The sequence below is a fragment of the Streptomyces sp. NBC_01214 genome, from assembly GCF_026340975.1.
Classification (GTDB): domain Bacteria; phylum Actinomycetota; class Actinomycetes; order Streptomycetales; family Streptomycetaceae; genus Streptomyces.
This window is the reverse complement of sequence record NZ_JAPEOS010000002.1, coordinates 1,804,331-1,821,256: the sequence shown is the minus strand read 5'-3', so window position 1 is coordinate 1,821,256 and position 16,926 is coordinate 1,804,331. Positions and strand designations below refer to the sequence as shown.

General features: G+C 69.7%; 10 protein-coding genes and 1 pseudogene. 4 read left to right on the top strand and 7 right to left on the bottom strand.

All coding sequences use genetic code 11. From position 1 onward, the window contains the following. Nucleotides 1-77: 77 nt before the first annotated feature. Both OG594_RS33060 and OG594_RS33055 read right to left on the bottom strand, forming a co-directional pair. Entirely contained in the window at nucleotides 78-1,190 is a 1,113-nt protein-coding gene (locus OG594_RS33060; RefSeq protein WP_266606056.1) for a sugar ABC transporter substrate-binding protein, read from the bottom strand. 117 nt (nucleotides 1,191-1,307) lie between these two features. Then, a complete protein-coding gene (locus OG594_RS33055) occupies nucleotides 1,308-2,522 on the bottom strand; it encodes an ROK family transcriptional regulator (RefSeq protein WP_266606055.1) in 1,215 nt (404 codons plus the stop codon). A gap of 610 nt (nucleotides 2,523-3,132) precedes the next feature. On the opposite strand from OG594_RS33055, the gene mgtA reads away from it, so the two are divergent. The 3 genes and pseudogenes from mgtA to OG594_RS33040 all read left to right on the top strand — a co-directional run bounded on the left by mgtA (nucleotide 3,133) and on the right by OG594_RS33040 (nucleotide 7,267). Further along, the gene (gene mgtA, locus OG594_RS33050) at nucleotides 3,133-5,853 is read left to right on the top strand and encodes a magnesium-translocating P-type ATPase (protein ID WP_266606054.1); all 2,721 of its coding nucleotides are present in this window, start codon (nucleotides 3,133-3,135) and stop codon (nucleotides 5,851-5,853) included. 68 nt (nucleotides 5,854-5,921) lie between these two features. Then, nucleotides 5,922-6,356: pseudogene (locus OG594_RS33045) on the top strand (MgtC/SapB family protein); the annotation flags it as partial. 2 nt (nucleotides 6,357-6,358) lie between these two features. Beyond that, nucleotides 6,359-7,267 (top strand): hypothetical protein, encoded by a 909-nt coding sequence (locus tag OG594_RS33040; protein ID WP_266606053.1) that lies wholly within the window; start codon nucleotides 6,359-6,361, stop codon nucleotides 7,265-7,267. Here OG594_RS33040 and OG594_RS33035 read toward each other — a convergent pair. From OG594_RS33035 to OG594_RS33015, 5 genes are all read right to left on the bottom strand, one after another. After that, complete coding sequence (locus tag OG594_RS33035; protein WP_266606052.1) at nucleotides 7,245-8,180, bottom strand: carbohydrate ABC transporter permease; 936 nt, start codon at nucleotides 8,178-8,180, stop codon at nucleotides 7,245-7,247. The two genes, OG594_RS33040 and OG594_RS33035, sit on opposite strands and share 23 nt — an antisense overlap. 13 nt (nucleotides 8,181-8,193) lie before the next feature. Further along, the gene (locus OG594_RS33030; protein ID WP_266606051.1) at nucleotides 8,194-9,138 is read right to left on the bottom strand and encodes a carbohydrate ABC transporter permease; all 945 of its coding nucleotides are present in this window, start codon (nucleotides 9,136-9,138) and stop codon (nucleotides 8,194-8,196) included. Between the two features lie 20 nt (nucleotides 9,139-9,158). Then, nucleotides 9,159-10,592, bottom strand: a complete 1,434-nt coding sequence (gene ngcE, locus OG594_RS33025; RefSeq protein WP_266606050.1) for an N-acetylglucosamine/diacetylchitobiose ABC transporter substrate-binding protein — start codon at nucleotides 10,590-10,592, stop codon at nucleotides 9,159-9,161. 293 nt (nucleotides 10,593-10,885) lie between these two features. Continuing rightward, nucleotides 10,886-13,600, bottom strand: coding sequence for an aconitate hydratase AcnA (gene acnA / locus OG594_RS33020; RefSeq protein WP_323185362.1), 2,715 nt, complete (start codon nucleotides 13,598-13,600; stop codon nucleotides 10,886-10,888). 155 nt (nucleotides 13,601-13,755) lie between these two features. Next, nucleotides 13,756-14,838, bottom strand: a complete 1,083-nt coding sequence (locus OG594_RS33015) for a LacI family DNA-binding transcriptional regulator (RefSeq protein ID WP_266606046.1) — start codon at nucleotides 14,836-14,838, stop codon at nucleotides 13,756-13,758. A gap of 92 nt (nucleotides 14,839-14,930) precedes the next feature. Between OG594_RS33015 and OG594_RS33010 the strand changes: the two genes are divergently transcribed. Next, a complete protein-coding gene (locus OG594_RS33010; RefSeq protein ID WP_266606044.1) occupies nucleotides 14,931-16,859 on the top strand; it encodes an amidohydrolase in 1,929 nt (642 codons plus the stop codon). Nucleotides 16,860-16,926: the final 67 nt, after the last annotated feature.

Sequence of the window (16,926 nt, the reverse complement as noted above, 5' to 3'; positions counted from 1 at the left end):
GCCCGGTGGCGGGGATGGAGTGGGAGGGGCGCCGGTCAGGCACGTGGGGCCGCCTCACGGGGAGGCGACGGGGGCCGCTACTTCAGGCCGGCGGCGGCGCAGGCGGCCGCGTACTTGTCGGTGCAGATCTCGTCGACCGTGTAGACACCGTCCTTGACGACGCTGTCCTTGATGTTGGCCTTGGTCAGCGAGACGACCGGGATCAGCACGGAGGGAACGCCCTTGGTGGTGGGGCTGTCGACCGTGGAGGTGGTGCCTTCGGGCTTCCCGCCCTTGGCGAGGGCGACGGCCATCTTCGCGGCGGCCTCGGCCTCGGGGGCGTACGGCTTGTAGACGCTCATGAACTGCTCGCCCGCGACGATGCGCTGCACACCGGCGAGTTCGGCGTCCTGGCCGGTGACCGGCGGCAGGGGGGAGACGCCGGCGGCCTTGAGGGCGGTGATGATGCCGCCGGCCATGCCGTCGTTGGCGGAGTAGACGCCGATGACCTTGTCCTTGCCGAGCGCGGAGAGCGCGGCCGCCATGTTGGTGTTGGCGTTCTCCGGCTTCCACTCGACGGTGTCGTACTCCTTGCCGACGTTCACCTTGCCGTCGAGCTCGGAGTGGGCACCGGACTTGAAGAGCTTGGCGTTCGGGTCGGTGACCGAACCGTTCATCATGACGATCTGGCCGTCCTTGGCCTTGTCGCCCAGCGCCTCCAGCAGGGCCTTGCCCTGGACCTTGCCGACCTCTTCGTTGTCGAAGGAGGTGTACGCGTCGATCGGGCCCTCGGCCAGGCGGTCGTAGGAGACGACCGGGATGCCGGCGTCCTTGGCCTTCTTGACCGAGCCGGCGATGGCCTTGGAGTCCACCGCGTCGATGATCAGGACGTCCACCTTGTTGGTGATCATCGTGTCGACCTGGGAGTTCTGCGTGGTCGCGTCCTGCTTGGCGTTGGCGTAGACGACCTCGCCCTTGCCACCGGTGAGCTCGGCGACCTTCTTCTCGATCAGCGGCTTGTCGAACTTCTCGTAACGCGCGGTCTGGTTCTCCGGCAGGAGCAGACCGACCTTGATCGCATCGCCCTTGGCAGCGCCGGAGGACGCCTTCGTCGTGTCGCCGGCCTCCTTCGCACTGCCACAAGCGGCGAGCGAAACGGCCATGGCACCAGCGGCGACAGCTACGGCGGCTCTGCGCATACGCGTGTTCATTACTTGAACCTCCCTGACGAGGCCGCAGCGGCGCGGCCGAGGTGGATGTGAGTCAACCCCGGCCGCGTTTTGCCGTCAAGGAGTGAATTCTTAACGAGATGACAACGGTGCCATTCGTTATCTACCTGAAGACAAGACGGCTGGAGCTCGCACTCCACTTCCATGATCTGACAAAAGTGTCGAATCGCCCATCTCGCTGAGGACGAGCGCCAGCGCGCCCAGCACCTCGGCCCGCCCGCCCAGGTTCCCCGTCAGCACCGACAACTGTCGGGCCGCACTGGGGATCGCGTACCGTCCCACCGATTCGCGGATGGGGGCGAGGACGAGTTCACCGGCCTCCGCCAGCGAGCCGCCCAGCACCACCCGGCTGGGGTTCAGCAGGTTGCACAGACTGGCCACCCCGCTGCCGATGTGCCGGCCCACGTCCGTGATCACCCGGCGGCAGCCCGGGTCCCCCTCGCGGGCCAGCTCGACCACCCGCTCCATCGTCAACTCGGGGCCGTGCGTGCCCTGGAGCAGCGGCAGTACGTACCGTGCGGCCGCGAACGTCTCCAGGCAGCCGCGGTTGCCGCAGCGGCAGACCGGGCCCGATTCGTCCAGGGTGATGTGCCCGATCTCGCCCGCCGTGCCGCCGGGTCCGCGGTAGATCTGGCCGTTGATCACGAGGCCCGCGCCCACGCCGCTGGCCACCTTGATGTAGGCCAGGTCCTTCACTCCCCGCCCGCTCCCCCAAACGAGTTCGCCGAGGGCGCCGAGGTTCGCGTCGTTGTCCACGTACACGGGCACCCCGAGGCGCTGGGAGAGCTCCTGGCGGGGGTTGATGCCCGCCCAGCCCGGCAGGATCGCGGTCGAGCCCAGGGTCCCGGACTCCACGTCGATCGGGCCGGGCACGCCGAGCCCGACGCCGATGACCTTCTCCAGCCCCACGCCGATGTCCGCGATCAGCCGTCCGACCAGGGCTTCCGCCCGGTCGAAGCCGTCCGCCCAGGACGCGTCGACGTCCAGCGGCTCGGTCTCCTCGGCCAGCACCTGGTGGGCCAGGTTCCCCACCGCCACCCGCAGGTGGGTGTGTCCGAAGTCGACACCGATGACGATCCCCGCGTCGCCGCTGAGCGAGACGCTGCGCGCCCGGCGGCCGCCGGCCGAGGTGTCGGTGACCTCGACGGTCCCGCCGTCCTTCAGTTCCCGGACGATGTTGGAGACCGTGGCCGCCGACAGTCCGGTGGCGCGGGCGATCTCCGCCTGGGTCAGCGATCCCGCGAGCCGCACCGCCCGCACGACCCGTTCGAGATTCGCGCGATGCAGTGACGACTGCGATCCGGGAGTCTGCACGACTCATCCACTCCTGCCCATTAGCGACGGCCAACCGTCGCCCCCCGGCCGGGGCACGTCACGGCTTCACGCTCCGAGACCCGGCATCTCTCCAACTTGTGAACCTTAAGTCGAGCCTTTGCACATCCAGACGTCAAGAGGCTGACGCGGCATGAAACAGCCCCTACTGACCTAAAAGGGGAGAGAAGCGGCCCCTTGGATCGTGTTACGGTCACTGGGACGCCGATCATCTGTGGCCTTTCCCGCCGGATCGGGCGTTTCGTCATGACCGCGCTACGCAAGGAGGTGTTCGGGATGAGTCCCGATCGAAGTCCTTGCAGCGCTCTCGTCGGCTGACCTTGTAACCGGCTGACCTTGTGACCGGCTGACCTTTCCCTGCGTACGCACGGCAGCGGTGGACCGCTGTCCCCGTGCGCGCTCGCGTTGCTGCGCGTTCCCTTCTTCCACACTCCCTTCCTTCCGCATGCCCTGCCAACTCCGCCGGGCGTGCGTCATCCGTGCCCGTCGGCGTGCCCGCGGCCCATCGGGGTCCCCGCACGCCGACCCCCGATCACTCCACGTGACCGCTCGGCTCCGCGCTGCCCGGACACCGTGGAGGGAGGTATTCGTCATGACCATGCTCACCCCCCGTACCCCGACCAAGCTCGCACCGCCGGGCCCCTCCCGCCGCGAGCGCAAGGCCGCCGAGCTCCAGGCCCGTACCCGGCTCGTCGGCGAGCGCCTGGCCTCGATCAGTGCCCGCTCGGGCGTCCAGGTCCTCCAGGATGTGGACACCTCCCCGGCCGGCCTCACCCACGCAGAAGCCGCGCTGCGCCTGGAGCGGCACGGCTCCAACACCGTCGCCCACGAGCGCGCCCCCCGCTGGTACCGCCAGCTGGCCAAGGCCTACTGGAACCCCTTCATCGGCGTCCTGGTCTTCCTGGCGGCGGTCATGTACTGGCAGGACCCCGCGGACCCGGGCGTCGTCATCCTCTCCGTGATGGTGGGGATCAGCGGTCTGCTGCGCTTCTGGCAGGAGTTCCGCTCGGGCCGCGCCGCCGACGCGCTGAAGGAGCTCGTCACCACCACGTGCGCGGTGCAGCGCCGGGCCGGCAGCGGCTCCGCGCCCACCACGTTCGAGGTGCCCATGGACCAGGTGGTCCCGGGCGACGTGGTCAAGCTGGCGGCCGGCGACCTGATCCCGGCCGACCTGCGCATCGTCACGGCCAAGGACCTGGGCGTCAGCCAGGCCGCGCTGTCCGGCGAGTCCCTGCCGGTGGCCAAGGCCGACACCCGTGCGCAGGACCTCGGCCAGCAGGACACCACCGACCCGGTGGAGGCCGACAACCTGGTCCTGATGGGCACCTCGGTCACCTCCGGCACCGCCACCGGCGTCGTGGTCGCCACCGGCGCCGACACCTACTTCGGTTCGATGGCCGGCTCGCTCGTCGGCGAGCGCCCGCAGACCAGCTTCGACACCGGCGTGCGCAGGGTCAGCTTCCTGCTGATCCGCTTCATGCTGGTGATGGTCCCCGTCGTCTTCATGATCAACGGTTTCACCAAGGGCGACTGGGACGAAGCCTTCCTCTTCGGCATCGCCGTCGCCGTCGGGCTGACCCCCGAAATGCTGCCGATGGTCGTCTCCGCCAACCTGGCGCGCGGCGCGGTCGCCATGTCCAAGCGGAAGGTGGTCGTCAAGCGGCTGGGCGCGATCCAGAACCTGGGCGCGATGGACGTGCTCTGCACGGACAAGACCGGCACCCTCACCGAGGACCGGATCGTCCTGGACCGCCACCTCGACGTGCACGGCAACGAGGACGGCGAGGTGCTGGAGTACGGCTACCTCAACGCGCGCTTCCAGACCGGCCTGAAGAACCTGATGGACCAGGCGGTCATCGACCGCGTGGACGAGGCCGAGGAGGTTGTCGTCGACGCACGGTTCTCGATGGTCGACGAGATCCCCTTCGACTTCGCCCGGCGCCGGATGTCCGTGGTCCTGGCCCGCAACCCGCTCGTCGGCGACGCCGCACAGCGCGAGCACATCATGATCACCAAGGGTGCCGTGGAGGAGGTCCTGGACCGATGCACGCACCTGACGGACCGCGGCGAGAGGGTGGAGCTGACCGAGCAGCTGCGGTGGCACGTCACCCGGATCGCCGAGGACGACAACCGGCAGGGCCTGCGCGTCCTCGCCGTCGCCACCCGCACGATCGACACCCCGCGCGAAACGTACGCGGTGGCCGACGAGGACGGGCTGACGCTGGTCGGCTTCCTCGCCTTCCTCGACCCGCCGAAGGCCGACGCCGCCCGGGCCCTGACGGGCCTGGCCGACAAGGGCATCGCGGTCAAGGTCGTCACCGGCGACAACGACCTCGTCGCCGCCCGGGTCTGCGCCGACGTCGGCATCGACGTCGGGCAGGTGGTGCTCGGCCCCGAGACCGACCGCCTCGACGACGCGGAGCTGCGCCGGCTCGCCGCCCGTACGACGGTCTTCGCCAAGGTCAACCCGGTCCAGAAGGCCCGGATCGTCCGGGCCCTGCAGGCCGACGGACACACCGTCGGGTTCCTCGGCGACGGCATCAACGACGCGGCCGCGCTGCGCGACGCCGATGTCGGCATCTCGGTGGACACTGCCGTGGACATCGCCAAGGAGTCGGCCGACATCATCCTGCTGGAGAAGGACCTGACCGTCCTGGAACAGGGCGTCGTCCAGGGCCGGACCACCTTCGGCAACACGATCAAGTACATCAAGATGACCGCGTCGTCGAACTTCGGCAACGTCTTCTCGGTCCTGGTGGCGAGCGCCTTCATCCCCTTCCAGCCGATGCTCGCGATCATGCTGCTGGTCCAGAACCTGGTCTACGACATCTCGCAGCTGGCGACCCCCTGGGACCGGATGGACGAGGAGTACCTCCGCGAGCCCCGCAACTGGGACGCCAAGGGCATCGGCCGCTTCATGGTCACCATCGGCCCGATCAGCTCGATCTTCGACATCTCGATGTTCCTGATCATGTGGCACGTCTTCGCGGCGAACAGCGAGGCGAGCCAGTCCCTCTTCCAGTCCGGCTGGTTCATCGAGGGCCTGCTCTCGCAGACCCTGATCGTCCACATGATCCGCACCCGGAAGATCCCCTTCATCCAGTCCCGCGCCTCCTGGCCGGTGATGGTGATGACCGTCCTCGCCGTGCTGACCGGCCTCTGGCTGCCCTTCTCGCCGCTGGCTCCCTCGCTGGGCTTCGTCGCCCTGCCGGCGAGCTACTTCCCTTGGCTGATCGGCGTACTCCTCGCGTACTGCACGCTCACCCAGTTCGTGAAGACGTGGTACGTCCGCCGGTTCGACACCTGGCTGTAGGAGCCACGACGAAGGAGCTCGGACTCGGAGCGGCCATCGGCCTGGAGCGGTAGCGGCGGGCCCGCCTCGCGGGGCTGCGTACGCTGCTCTCGCAGTACGGCTTCCTCAGCGCGGCCCCGGAGGTGGAGTACGACGGCTCACGGGTCGCCGCCCAGATCGTGTCCGGGATCGGCTTCCCCGGGGCCGGTGTGATCATGCGGGACGGAGTGAGCGTGCGGGGCCTGAACACGGCCGCCACCCCGTGGTGTTCGGCGGCCGTCGGCTGCTTGGCCGGCGTCGGCCTGTTCGTCCTCGCCGTCTGCGGCACGGCGGGCGCGGTGGGAGCCAACCTCCTGCTGCGCCCGCTGGGCCGGCGCCCGGACCGGCGGTCAGCTGGTCGGTGGTCCCCTCGTGAGGCGGGCAGGACGAATGAATTGAACACGTTCAGCCCGGCTGGCACTATGGATCCAGGACGTCGCCGGCCGGGCGGACCCGTGGGTCCGCCGTGCCACGAGGGGGATTGATCGTGCATCAGAAACGGTCGTACGGGGTCGTGCTGGTGGTCTCGACGCTGGTGGGGCTCCTGGAGGTCGCGCTCACCGTCGTGGTGGTCCTGCTGTACGTACGGACGCAGCCGCCGCCGGACAAGGCCCCGAACTACGTAGAGATCGGGGCGGCCCTGGTCGGCACCGTGCCCCTCATCGGCTTCATCTCGTTCCTGCTGTCGCTGGTCTTCGTCCTGCCTGCGGTCGCGCTGGCCGACCTCCTCGGCCGCTGGCTCGGCAGGCGCGCGGCCTGGTGGTCGGCGCCGCTGATCGTGGCGGCCCTGCTGGCACCGCCCGTCTTCGGCTTCGCGGCGTACAACGACGCGCAGACGCGGGCCACGCTGCTCTTCTGGGTCTCGGCCACGGCCTCGCTCTCGCTGGGCGCGCTGATCGCCCTGCCCCGGGACGAGGGACTGCTGGGGCGGGTGGCGCGGTGGGGCACGGCGGCGGTGGCGGGGACGGGCCTGTTCGGCGCGCTCGGGCTCGCCGTCGGCCTGCTGCCCGCGTACGAGCCGCCGAGGATCGGGCCGGAGACCATGGTCGGCCTCTGGAACGACCGCATGGGCCACGACCTGGTCTTCACCTCGGACGGCCGGGTCACCGCCACCGGCGTCGGCGGGCGCTACGCCAACGACTACCCCAACGACCCGTCGCCGGGCTGCTGGGGCTCCGGGACCTGGGTCTACGAGGGCGGCCGGGACGTCTGGACGCAGCGGGTCCGCATAGACATCCCGGGGTGCAGCTCGCCCACGTGGGAGGTCGGCGGCACCGCCGAGGACCTCCGGATCTTCCAGCACATCGGCGGACCGGGTTCCGGAGATCTCTACAGGCTGGACAAGGCCCCCGACGGCTCCTGGCCCCGGGGCTCTACTTCAGGGTCGCCGAGGTGAGGCCCGCCTGGATCTGGCGCTGGAAGGAGAGGTAGACCACCAGCATCGGGACCATCGCGATGGTGGCACCGGCGAACAGCACCGGCAGGTCCGTCTCGTAGCCCATCTGGTACTGGAGCTGGATGAGCCCCTGGGTGAGCATGTACCGCTCCGGGTCGGCGCTCGTCTGCGGCTGCATCAGCACGGCGGGCAGGATGTATTGGTTCCACTGGCCCAGGACGTTGAAGATCCCGACGCTGATCAGGCCGGGCTTGGCCATCGGCAGCATCACCTGGAAGAAGATCCGGGTGTCGGAGGCCCCGTCGATGACCGCCGCCTCGTGGATCGCGGTGGGCAGCGTCCGGAAGAAGGAGTGCATGAAGAAGACCGTGAAGGGCATCGAGTAGGCGACGTACACCAGGACCAGGCCCTGGTAGGTGTTCAGCATGTCGAAGCGCTTGACCATGAAGAAGAGCGGTACGAGCGCCAGGAACACGGGGAACATCGCCCCGCTGACGAAGAAGTAGTAGATGAGCCGGTTGCCCGTGAAGGGGTAGCGGGCCAGTACGTACGCGGCCATGGAGCCGAACAGCATCGTCAGCGGGACCGAGAACACCAGCACGATGAGGGTGTGGGCGAAGTACCCTCCGATGCCCTTCGTCCAGGCCCGCCCGAAGGCGTCGAGGTGCCAGTTGGAGGGCCAGCTCAGGGCCGAGCCGCCGATCTGCGCGTCGGTCTTGAAGGCGCCGAGCGCGAGCCAGAGCAGCGGCAGGACGATCATTATCGCCCAGACGACGAGGAAGCCGTGCGAGAAGACGTTGAGGGTCGTGCCCTCGGAGCGGCGTCCCTCCCGCTTCCCCGACCGCCGTGCGCCGCCGGACCGCTCCGGGGCCTGCTCGCCCGGAGCCTTGATCACTGTGGACTGTGTGGTCATCGTGGAACTCCGCTCAGAACTCGATGCGCTCGCGGCGGGTGGCGCGCAGCGTGATGACGGAGAGGATCATGGTCAGGGCGAGCATGACCACGCCCATGGCGCAGGCGTATCCGCTCTTGCCGAAGTAGAGGAAGTTGCGCATCAGTACCGTCGACATGACCTCGCTGTGGTGGTCGGGTCCGCCGCCGAACTGGCCCGAGGTCATGGTCGACACCAGCACGAACATGTCCATCGCGGCGATGCCCAGGTAGACCGCGGAGGTCTGCACGGAGTCCCACAGCAGGGGCAGCGTGACCTTGAAGAAGGTCTGGGCGCGCCCGGCGCCGTCGAGCAGCGCGGCCTCGTAGATGTCCTTGGGGACGGACTGCATGGCCGCGGAGAAGAGGACGAGGTAGAAGCCGACGCCGTGCCAGACGACGACGAGGAGCAGGCACCACAGGACGAGGTCCGGCTCGTTGAGCCATTCGACCGGGTGGTTCGCGTCGATCAGGCCGAGCTTGGTCAGGAAGCCGTTGAGCAGGCCGCCCTCGTCGCTGCGGTAGATCGCGCCGAAGAGCACGGAGAGGATGGCGAGGGAGAGGACCTGCGGGAAGAAGTAGACGACCTTGTAGAAGCGCGAGCCGCCGACCCCCTGCACTCCGCCGGCCCCGCCGCGCCCGCCCGCGTTCACCATGAAGGCGAAGAAGAGGGCGAGGAGGATGGTGACGAGCGGGACGAACACCAGGAGCAGCAGGTTGTGCCACAGCGCGCCGCGGAAGACCTCGTCCTTCAGCAGGGCCGCGTAGTTGTCCGTGCCGACGAAGTCGAACGTCGGTGACTGCCCGGTCCAGTTGGTGAAGGAGTAACCGAACGTCTGCACGTACGGCCAGATGACGAAGGTCAGGTACAGCGCGAGGGGAGCGAAGAGGAAGCCGGCGATGAAACCGTACTTCCCCCTCCCCTGGGCTACATGGCTCATGGTGTCCGTCCCCGCAGTGGTCAGCTGCGCTTGTTGTTCTTGGCGTTCGGGTCCTGGGCCGCCTTGTTCACCGCGGCCTGGGCCCGCTTGATCCACTCCTTGGGCTGGATCCGCTGCGCCATGAGCTCATTGGACGCGTTCTGGATCTCCGTGTCCATCTCGCTGTACCAGTCGGGGTAGCGGTAGCTGAAGGTGTTGCCGCCCGCGGCCTTGAGCGCCTCGACCGCCGACTGGGTGCCGGGCCGCAGCGTGACGCTCGGGTCCACGCCGTCCTTGACCACCGTGAGCGAGTTGGCCTGCTGGGCGAAGATCGTCGACCATTCCCGGGACAGCATCGAACGGAGGAACTCCAGGGCCGCGGCCTTGTTGGCGGCCTTCTCGGGGACGATGAACGGCTCGTCGACGCCGGCCCGGATGGCCTCCAGGGGCATCTTGCTGTCGGCGAGCAGGGGCACCGGCAGGAACTTCATGTCGAAGTCTTCGGGGGTCTGCTTGAGCTGCTCGTTCTCCAGCCAGGAGCCGGAGGGGATGAAGGCCGCCTTGTACTGGTTCCAGGCCGTCTGGGACTCCGTGTGGGTGAGGCCGTTGGTGCCCGGCATCAGCAGGCCCTTCTCGACCACCTCGTAGACCGCCTCGACCGCGGCGAGGGCGGCCGCGTTGCCCTCGAAGGCGTTCGGTTCGAGGTTGTCGATCGCCTTCACCGCGTCCAGACCGCCCTTCTTGGCGATCAGGTCCATGATGACGACGTTGATGTAGTACGGGAACTTGCCCTGGTGGGCGAGGCCGCCGATGCCCGCGTCCTTGGCCTTCGTGCAGACGTCGAGGAACTCGTCCCAGGTCTTGGGCGCCGCCCAGCCCTTCTCCTTGAAGAGCTTGCCCGAGTACCAGAAGCCGAACACGGCGTACACGTACTTCAGGACGAGGTACTTGCCGCCCAGCATGCCCTGTTCGACGGCCCCGTCCACCAGGGTGTCGCGCACCTTCTTGCTCGGGTCGTCGAGCGAGGGCGCGTCGAGCACGGCGTTGAGGTCGGCCAGCTGGCCGCCCTTGCCGAGCACGTCCAGCGGGATCTTCTGGGCACCGGAGTCGTCGACGACGTCCGGCGGGTTCCCGCCGTTGAAGCGGGGCTGCAGCTTGGCGGTGATCTCCTGGGTGCCCAGGTGGGAGCTGGTGGTGCCCCACTTCTTGTCGAAGGCGGCCTCCCAGGCCTTCGCGTAGTCGTCGCCGAACCCGCCCTTGAAGACGACGACGTCCAGCTTGCCGCCCTTCGCGACGCCGAAGGGGTTCTCCTTGGTCACCGCCGCCTTGGCCGGGCCCTTCGTCGAGTTCTCCGCACCGCCGGAGGCGCAGGCGGACAGGAAGCTCATCGTCGGTACCGTGATCAGTCCGAGTGCTGCCGAGCGCTTGATCAGGTCGCGGCGTCCGAGGCCCTCACCAGTGGATCCCATGCTCATGTCCTCGCCTTCGTCAGAAGTGTGAAGGAGGCCGGAGATTCACGGTGGTGGCCGTGCATGCGGACATCACCACAGGGCCCCGCCCGTCCCCCGGCCCGGAGCCACTCGCCTCGCGGTGATCCGGACGGGCACAGGTATAGTCCACTTGCGCTCGTGTGAGCAAGATCATGCACATTTATGGCCACCAGTTTTTCCGAGTTGAGACCTGTCCGTCACATGGACACGCCGCCGGACGAACGGAAGGGCCGTACCCCCTGGACGGGGGTACGGCCCTTCGGCGCCTATGCCGTGGCTCAGCCGCGGATGAGGTTCCGGAGCACGTACTGCATGATGCCGCCGTTGCGGTAGTAGTCCGCCTCACCCGGCGTGTCGATGCGGACGACCGCGTCGAACTCCACACCGGTGTCGGTGGTCACCTTGACGGTGCGCGGGGTGGTGCCGTTGTTCAGCTCCTCCACACCGGTGAAGGCGAAGGTCTCCTCGCCGGTGAGGCCGAGGGAAGCCGCGGTGACACCCTCCGGGAACTGCAGGGGCAGGACGCCCATGCCGATCAGGTTGGAGCGGTGGATGCGCTCGTAGGACTCGGCGATGACGGCCTTGACGCCGAGCAGCGCGGTGCCCTTGGCGGCCCAGTCGCGGGACGAGCCCGAGCCGTACTCCTTGCCCGCCAGGATGACCAGCGGGATGCCGGCGGCCTGGTAGTTCTGCGAGGCGTCGTAGATGAACGCGACCGGCGCGCCGTCGACGGTGAAGTCGCGGGTGAAGCCGCCCTCGGTGCCCGGCGCGATCTGGTTGCGCAGGCGGATGTTGGCGAAGGTACCGCGGATCATGACCTCGTGGTTGCCGCGGCGGGAACCGTACGAGTTGAAGTCGCGGCGCTCGACGCCGTGCTCGGTGAGGTACTTGCCGGCCGGGGTGTCGGCCTTGATCGCACCGGCCGGGGAGATGTGGTCGGTGGTGACCGAGTCGCCCAGCTTCGCCAGCACGCGGGCGCCGGCGATGTCGGAGACCGGGGTGGTCTCCATGGTCATGCCCTCGAAGTAAGGGGGCTTGCGCACGTAGGTGGACTGCGGGTCCCACTCGAAGGTGTTGCCGGTGGGGATGGACAGGGCCTGCCACTGGGCGTCGCCCGCGAAGACGTCCTGGTAGGACTTGCTGAACATGTCCTCGCCGATGGCGTTCGCCACGACGTCGTTGACCTCGGCCTCGGACGGCCAGATGTCCTTCAGGAAGACCGGCTTGCCCTCGGTGTCGGTGCCGATGGCGTCCTTGGTGATGTCCACCTTCATGGAGCCCGCGATGGCGTACGCGACGACCAGCGGCGGGGAGGCCAGGTAGTTCATCTTGACGTCGGGGTTGATCCGGCCCTCGAAGTTGCGGTTGCCGGAGAGCACCGAGGTGACCGCGAGGTCGTGCTCGTTGATCGCCTTCGAGATCTCCTCGTCCAGCGGACCGGAGTTGCCGATGCAGGTGGTGCAGCCGTACCCGACGAGGTTGAAGCCCATCTTGTCGAGGTACGGGGTCAGGCCGGCCTTGTCGAAGTAGTCGGTGACGACCTTCGAGCCCGGGGCCAGGGTGGTCTTGACCCACGGCTTGCGGGACAGGCCCTTCTCGACCGCCTTCTTGGCCACGAGCGCCGCGGCGACCATGACGTAGGGGTTCGAGGTGTTGGTGCACGAGGTGATCGCGGCGACGGTGACGGCGCCGTGGTCGATCTCGAAGGAGGTGCCGTCGGCCAGGGTGACCTGGGTCGGGCGGCTCGGCACGCCGTTGCTGGAGGCCGGGGCGTCGGAGGCCGGGAAGGACTCCTTGCCCGCCTCGTCGTCGTCCTCGACGTAGTTGCGCACGTCCTGCGCGAACTGCTGGGCGGCGTTGGCGAGGACGATGCGGTCCTGCGGGCGCTTCGGGCCGGCGATGGAGGGGACGACCGTGGAGAGGTCGAGCTCCAGCTTCTCGGAGAAGTCCGGCTCGGCGGCCGGGTCCAGCCACAGGCCCTGCTCCTTGGCGTACGCCTCGACGAGCGCGACCTGCTGGGCGTCGCGGCCGGTCAGGCGCAGGTACTTCAGGGTCTCGTCGTCGATCGGGAAGATCGCGGCGGTGGAGCCGAACTCCGGCGACATGTTGCCGATGGTGGCGCGGTTCGCGAGGGAGGTGGCGGCGACGCCCTCACCGTAGAACTCGACGAACTTGCCGACGACGCCGTGCTTGCGCAGCATCTCGGTGATGGTCAGCACCAGGTCGGTGGCGGTGGTGCCGGTGGGCAGCTCGCCGGTCAGCTTGAAGCCCACGACGCGCGGGATCAGCATGGAGACCGGCTGGCCGAGCATCGCGGCCTCGGCCTCGATGCCGCCGACGCCCCAGCCCAGCACGCCCAGGCCGTTGACCATGGTGGTGTGCGAGTCGGTGCCGACGAGGGTGTCGGGGTACGCCTGGCCACCCCGGACCATGACCGTGCGCGCCAGGTGCTCGATGTTGACCTGGTGGACGATGCCGGTGCCCGGCGGGACGACCTTGAAGTCGTCGAAGGCGGTCTGGCCCCAGCGCAGGAACTGGTAGCGCTCCTTGTTGCGGCCGTACTCCAGCTCGACGTTCTGCGCGAAGGCGTCCTTCGTGCCGAACTTGTCGGCGATGACCGAGTGGTCGATGACCATCTCGGCGGGCGACAGCGGGTTGATCTTCGCCGGGTCACCGCCGAGCGCCTTCACGGCCTCGCGCATGGTGGCGAGGTCCACGACGCAGGGGACGCCGGTGAAGTCCTGCATGATCACGCGGGCCGGCGTGAACTGGATCTCCTCGCTGGGCTGGGCCTGCGAGTCCCAGTTGCCGAGCGACCGGATGTGGTCGGCGGTGATGTTCGCGCCGTCCTCGGTGCGGAGCAGGTTCTCCAGCAGCACCTTCAGGCTGTAGGGAAGGCGGGCAGCGCCCTCAACCTTGTCCAGCCGGAAGATCTCGTACGACTCGTCGCCCACCTGCAGCGTGCTGCGGGCGTCGAAGCTGTTCGCCGACACGACAGTCTCCTTCATGCATGAATTCGCGCGTATTACCGCAATCCTGCCGCCACGCCCCTTGGCCAATCCGCTAAGGTAGGGCTAAGTTAGGTAACCCTTACCAGCGGGGGCGGCTGCGGTACGCCTTCGGCAGATATCTCGATGTCGAGATAACTCTAGTACATGTCCGGGGGGAGGGACGAGGCGCGCACCCGCAGTCCCGCAGGAACCGTCAGCTGACCAGGCGATTCCGCATGCCCGGATTCGATCAGGTTGACCAGGACAGACACCGCCGAAGCGGCGATCCGCTCGGGATTGAGGGTGACGGTGGTCACGGCGGGTTCGATCTCGGCGTAGGCCGGATCCTCGCTGGCGCAGACGAGCAGCAGCCCGTCATGCCCCGGTTTGCCGGTTGTGCCGGGCGCGCCGGGTGTACGCAGACCGTGGCGCGCCGCGGCGGCCAGCACCTGCCGGCCCCCCGGGTCGTACACGCAATAGACGGCGTCGGGGCGGTCCGGCCCGGCGAAGGCGGAGTCGAAGGCGTGCCCCGCGGCGTCGTCCGGGTCGAAGGGGATCAGGAGGGGGGCCAGGCCGCGCTCCGCGCACCACTGTTCGTAGGTCGAGGTGACGGCCCCGGTGTAGAACTCCCGGCCGTAGCCCGTGTGCAGTGCGATCCGCCGCGCCCCGGACGCCGCGAGGTGGTCGAGCACCTCCCGGGTGGTGGCGGTGTGGTCGTTGTCCACCCACACGTCCCCCGGCCAGGGGTCGGGCGGCCGCCCGTCGAAGACCACCGGCAGTCCCCGCGCCCGCAAGGCCCGCAGCACCGGGTCGCCGGCCGGGCTGTCGAGGAGCAGCATCCCGTCCACGGCGAGGGTGTGCCACAGCGGCTCGGCGCCCCGGTCGGCGGGCAGGGTCGTCAGGGCGTACCCGTGCGCGTGCGCGGCCGAGGTCGCGGCGGTGAGCAAGCGGGAGAAGTAGGCGATCCCCACGAAGTCCCAGGCGTCCCCCGCGTACGTGGTCACCGCGACGCCGAGGGTACGGGTGCGCGGGCCGCGGCGGGCTCCGTAGCCGAGCGCGCCCGCCACCTCGCGGACCCGTCGCCGGGTGGACTCGCCGAGGCGGCCGGTGCCGTTGAGCGCGTGCGAGACGGTCGCGGTGGAAACCTCGGCGGCGCGCGCGATGTCGGCGAGGGTCGGTCCCGGCGTCGGTCCCGGCGTCGGTCCCGCCGTCGGTCCCGGCGCGGGTGGGTGCTCTGGCACGCGGCCATCGTACGGATTTCGTCGCCGGAGGCGGCTTCTGGTTAAGCGGTTAATCAAACAGTGTCCTGGTCACATCAACGTTTGGAGTGGGCATGACGTCTTCTTCGCACCTTTCCCGCCGGGGACTCCTCGCCGCCGCGGGGATCACCGGGGTCGCCGGGGCCGCGGGCCTGCTGGGGGCCGCTCCGGCCGCGGCCTCGCCGGCGCCCTCGGCCGCTCCCTCCACCGGGCGCGGTTCGGCGGCCCTGGTGGTCCACCACGCGTCGGTGTTCACCGGGACCGGCGGCCGGGCGCCCGTCGAGGCCGTCGAGGCCGTCGCGGTCGGCCGGGACGGCAAGATCTGTGCCACCGGGACGAACGCGGCGCTGCGCCGGTACGTGGGCCGGGACACCGAGGTCGTCGACGCCCGGGGCAACACGGTCATGAGCGGCATCCACGACGGCCACGTCCACCCGCTCGGCGCGGGCGAGCGCTCGCTGTCCCCCTCGCTGGAAGGCGCGGAGACCACCCTGGCCGCGCTCCAGGAGCTCCTGACCGGCTTCCTCGCCGAGACGGGAGGCGCGGGCGCGGAGCCCGACCGCTGGCTGGTGGTCGAGGACTGGAACCCGGTCGGCCTGCTCCCCGTGGGCACCAACCCGCACCACACGATGCTGGACGCGCTCCCGACCCGGCGGCCGATCGCCCTCGTCGGCGGCGACGGGCACAACCTGTGGGCCAACCAGCGGGCCCTGGACATCGCCGGGATCACGGCGGCCACGCCCGACCCGGTCGGCGGCAAGGTGGTCAAGGGCCCGGACGGGCGGCCGACGGGCGTCCTGAAGGACGACGCCCAGGGCCTGGTACGGCGGCACGTACCGGAGCCCACCCGGGCCGACCTGGTCGCGGCCTGCGCCAAGGTGCTGGAGCTGGCGGCCGCGTCCGGGGTCACGACGATGATGGACGCGCTGGTGGGACGGCACGAACTGGAGCTGTACCAGGCCCTGTCGGCGGCGGGGAAGCTGCCGCAGCGGATCGTCCCGGCGATCCGGCTCGAGGCGGAGCAGACCAAGGACCCGGCGGGGGCGCTGGCGTACGCGCGGGGCCTGCGGCGGGAGTTCGCGGGCGTGCGGGGGCTCCGGTTCGGGATGGTCAAGGTCTTCCTGGACGGGGTCATCGAGTACCCGGCGCAGACCGCCGCGCTGCTGGAGCCCTACCTCGACGGGCAGGGCCGGCCGACCGCCAACCGGGGCGAGCTCTACACCTCGGCGGCGGACTACGGCCGGCTCAGCGCCGCCTTCAACGGGGCGGGTTGGCAGATGCACGCGCACGGACTCGGCGACCGTGCGGTGCGCACCGCTCTGGACGGGTACGCGTACGCCAAGCGGGTGACGGGGCTGCGGGACGCCCGCAACGCCGTGGCACACCTCCAGCTCGTGGACCCGGCGGACCTGCGGCGTTTCGCACAGCTGGGGGTCACGGCGTGCATGCAGCTCCAGTGGGCGGCGAAGGACACCTGGACGATGGAGGCGCTCCTGCCCTACATCGGACCCGAGCGGCACCGGTGGATGTACCCGGCGCGGAGCCTGGAGAAGGCGGGGGCGCGGCTGTCGGGCGGCTCCGACTGGCCCGTGGACGCCCTCCAGGTGTGGAACCAGCTGCGGACGGCGATCGACCGCCAGGGCGCCTTCGGGGCGGGCCCGCTGTACCGCGAACTGGAGGGGCTCGGACGGGACGCGGTCCTGCGGATGCACACGTCGGGGACGGCGTGGCAGCTGCGCCAGGAGGAGCTGACGGGCACGGTGGAGCCGGGCCGGGCGGCGGACCTGGTGGTGCTGGACCGGGACGTGACGCGCTGCCCGGTGGCCGACATCAGCGGGACGGGGGTACGGATGACCCTGGTCGGCGGCCGCGTGGTGCACGACGCGGATTCGGCGTCGGGCAGGGCGGCCTCGGCGCGGGTGGCGGGCGCCGCCTCGGGCCCGCGCCCGGCCTCGTACGCCACGGTGCACGCCGGAGGGCGCCACCACGCCTGCAAGCACTGAGCGGGGCGCCGCCGGACTCGGCTCCGGGCTCGGATCCGGGCTCGGCCCCGGGCTCGGATCCGGGCTC

Coding starts and splice junctions, on each gene's coding strand:
- OG594_RS33035 (WP_266606052.1), bottom strand. CDS start 8,180: ATGACCACACAGTCCACAGTGATCAAGGCTCCGGGCGAGCAGGCCCCG.
- ngcE (WP_266606050.1), bottom strand. CDS start 10,592: ATGAGCATGGGATCCACTGGTGAGGGCCTCGGACGCCGCGACCTGATC.
- mgtA (WP_266606054.1), top strand. CDS start 3,133: ATGACCATGCTCACCCCCCGTACCCCGACCAAGCTCGCACCGCCGGGC.
- OG594_RS33010 (WP_266606044.1), top strand. CDS start 14,931: ATGACGTCTTCTTCGCACCTTTCCCGCCGGGGACTCCTCGCCGCCGCG.
- OG594_RS33030 (WP_266606051.1), bottom strand. CDS start 9,138: ATGAGCCATGTAGCCCAGGGGAGGGGGAAGTACGGTTTCATCGCCGGC.
- OG594_RS33060 (WP_266606056.1), bottom strand. CDS start 1,190: ATGAACACGCGTATGCGCAGAGCCGCCGTAGCTGTCGCCGCTGGTGCC.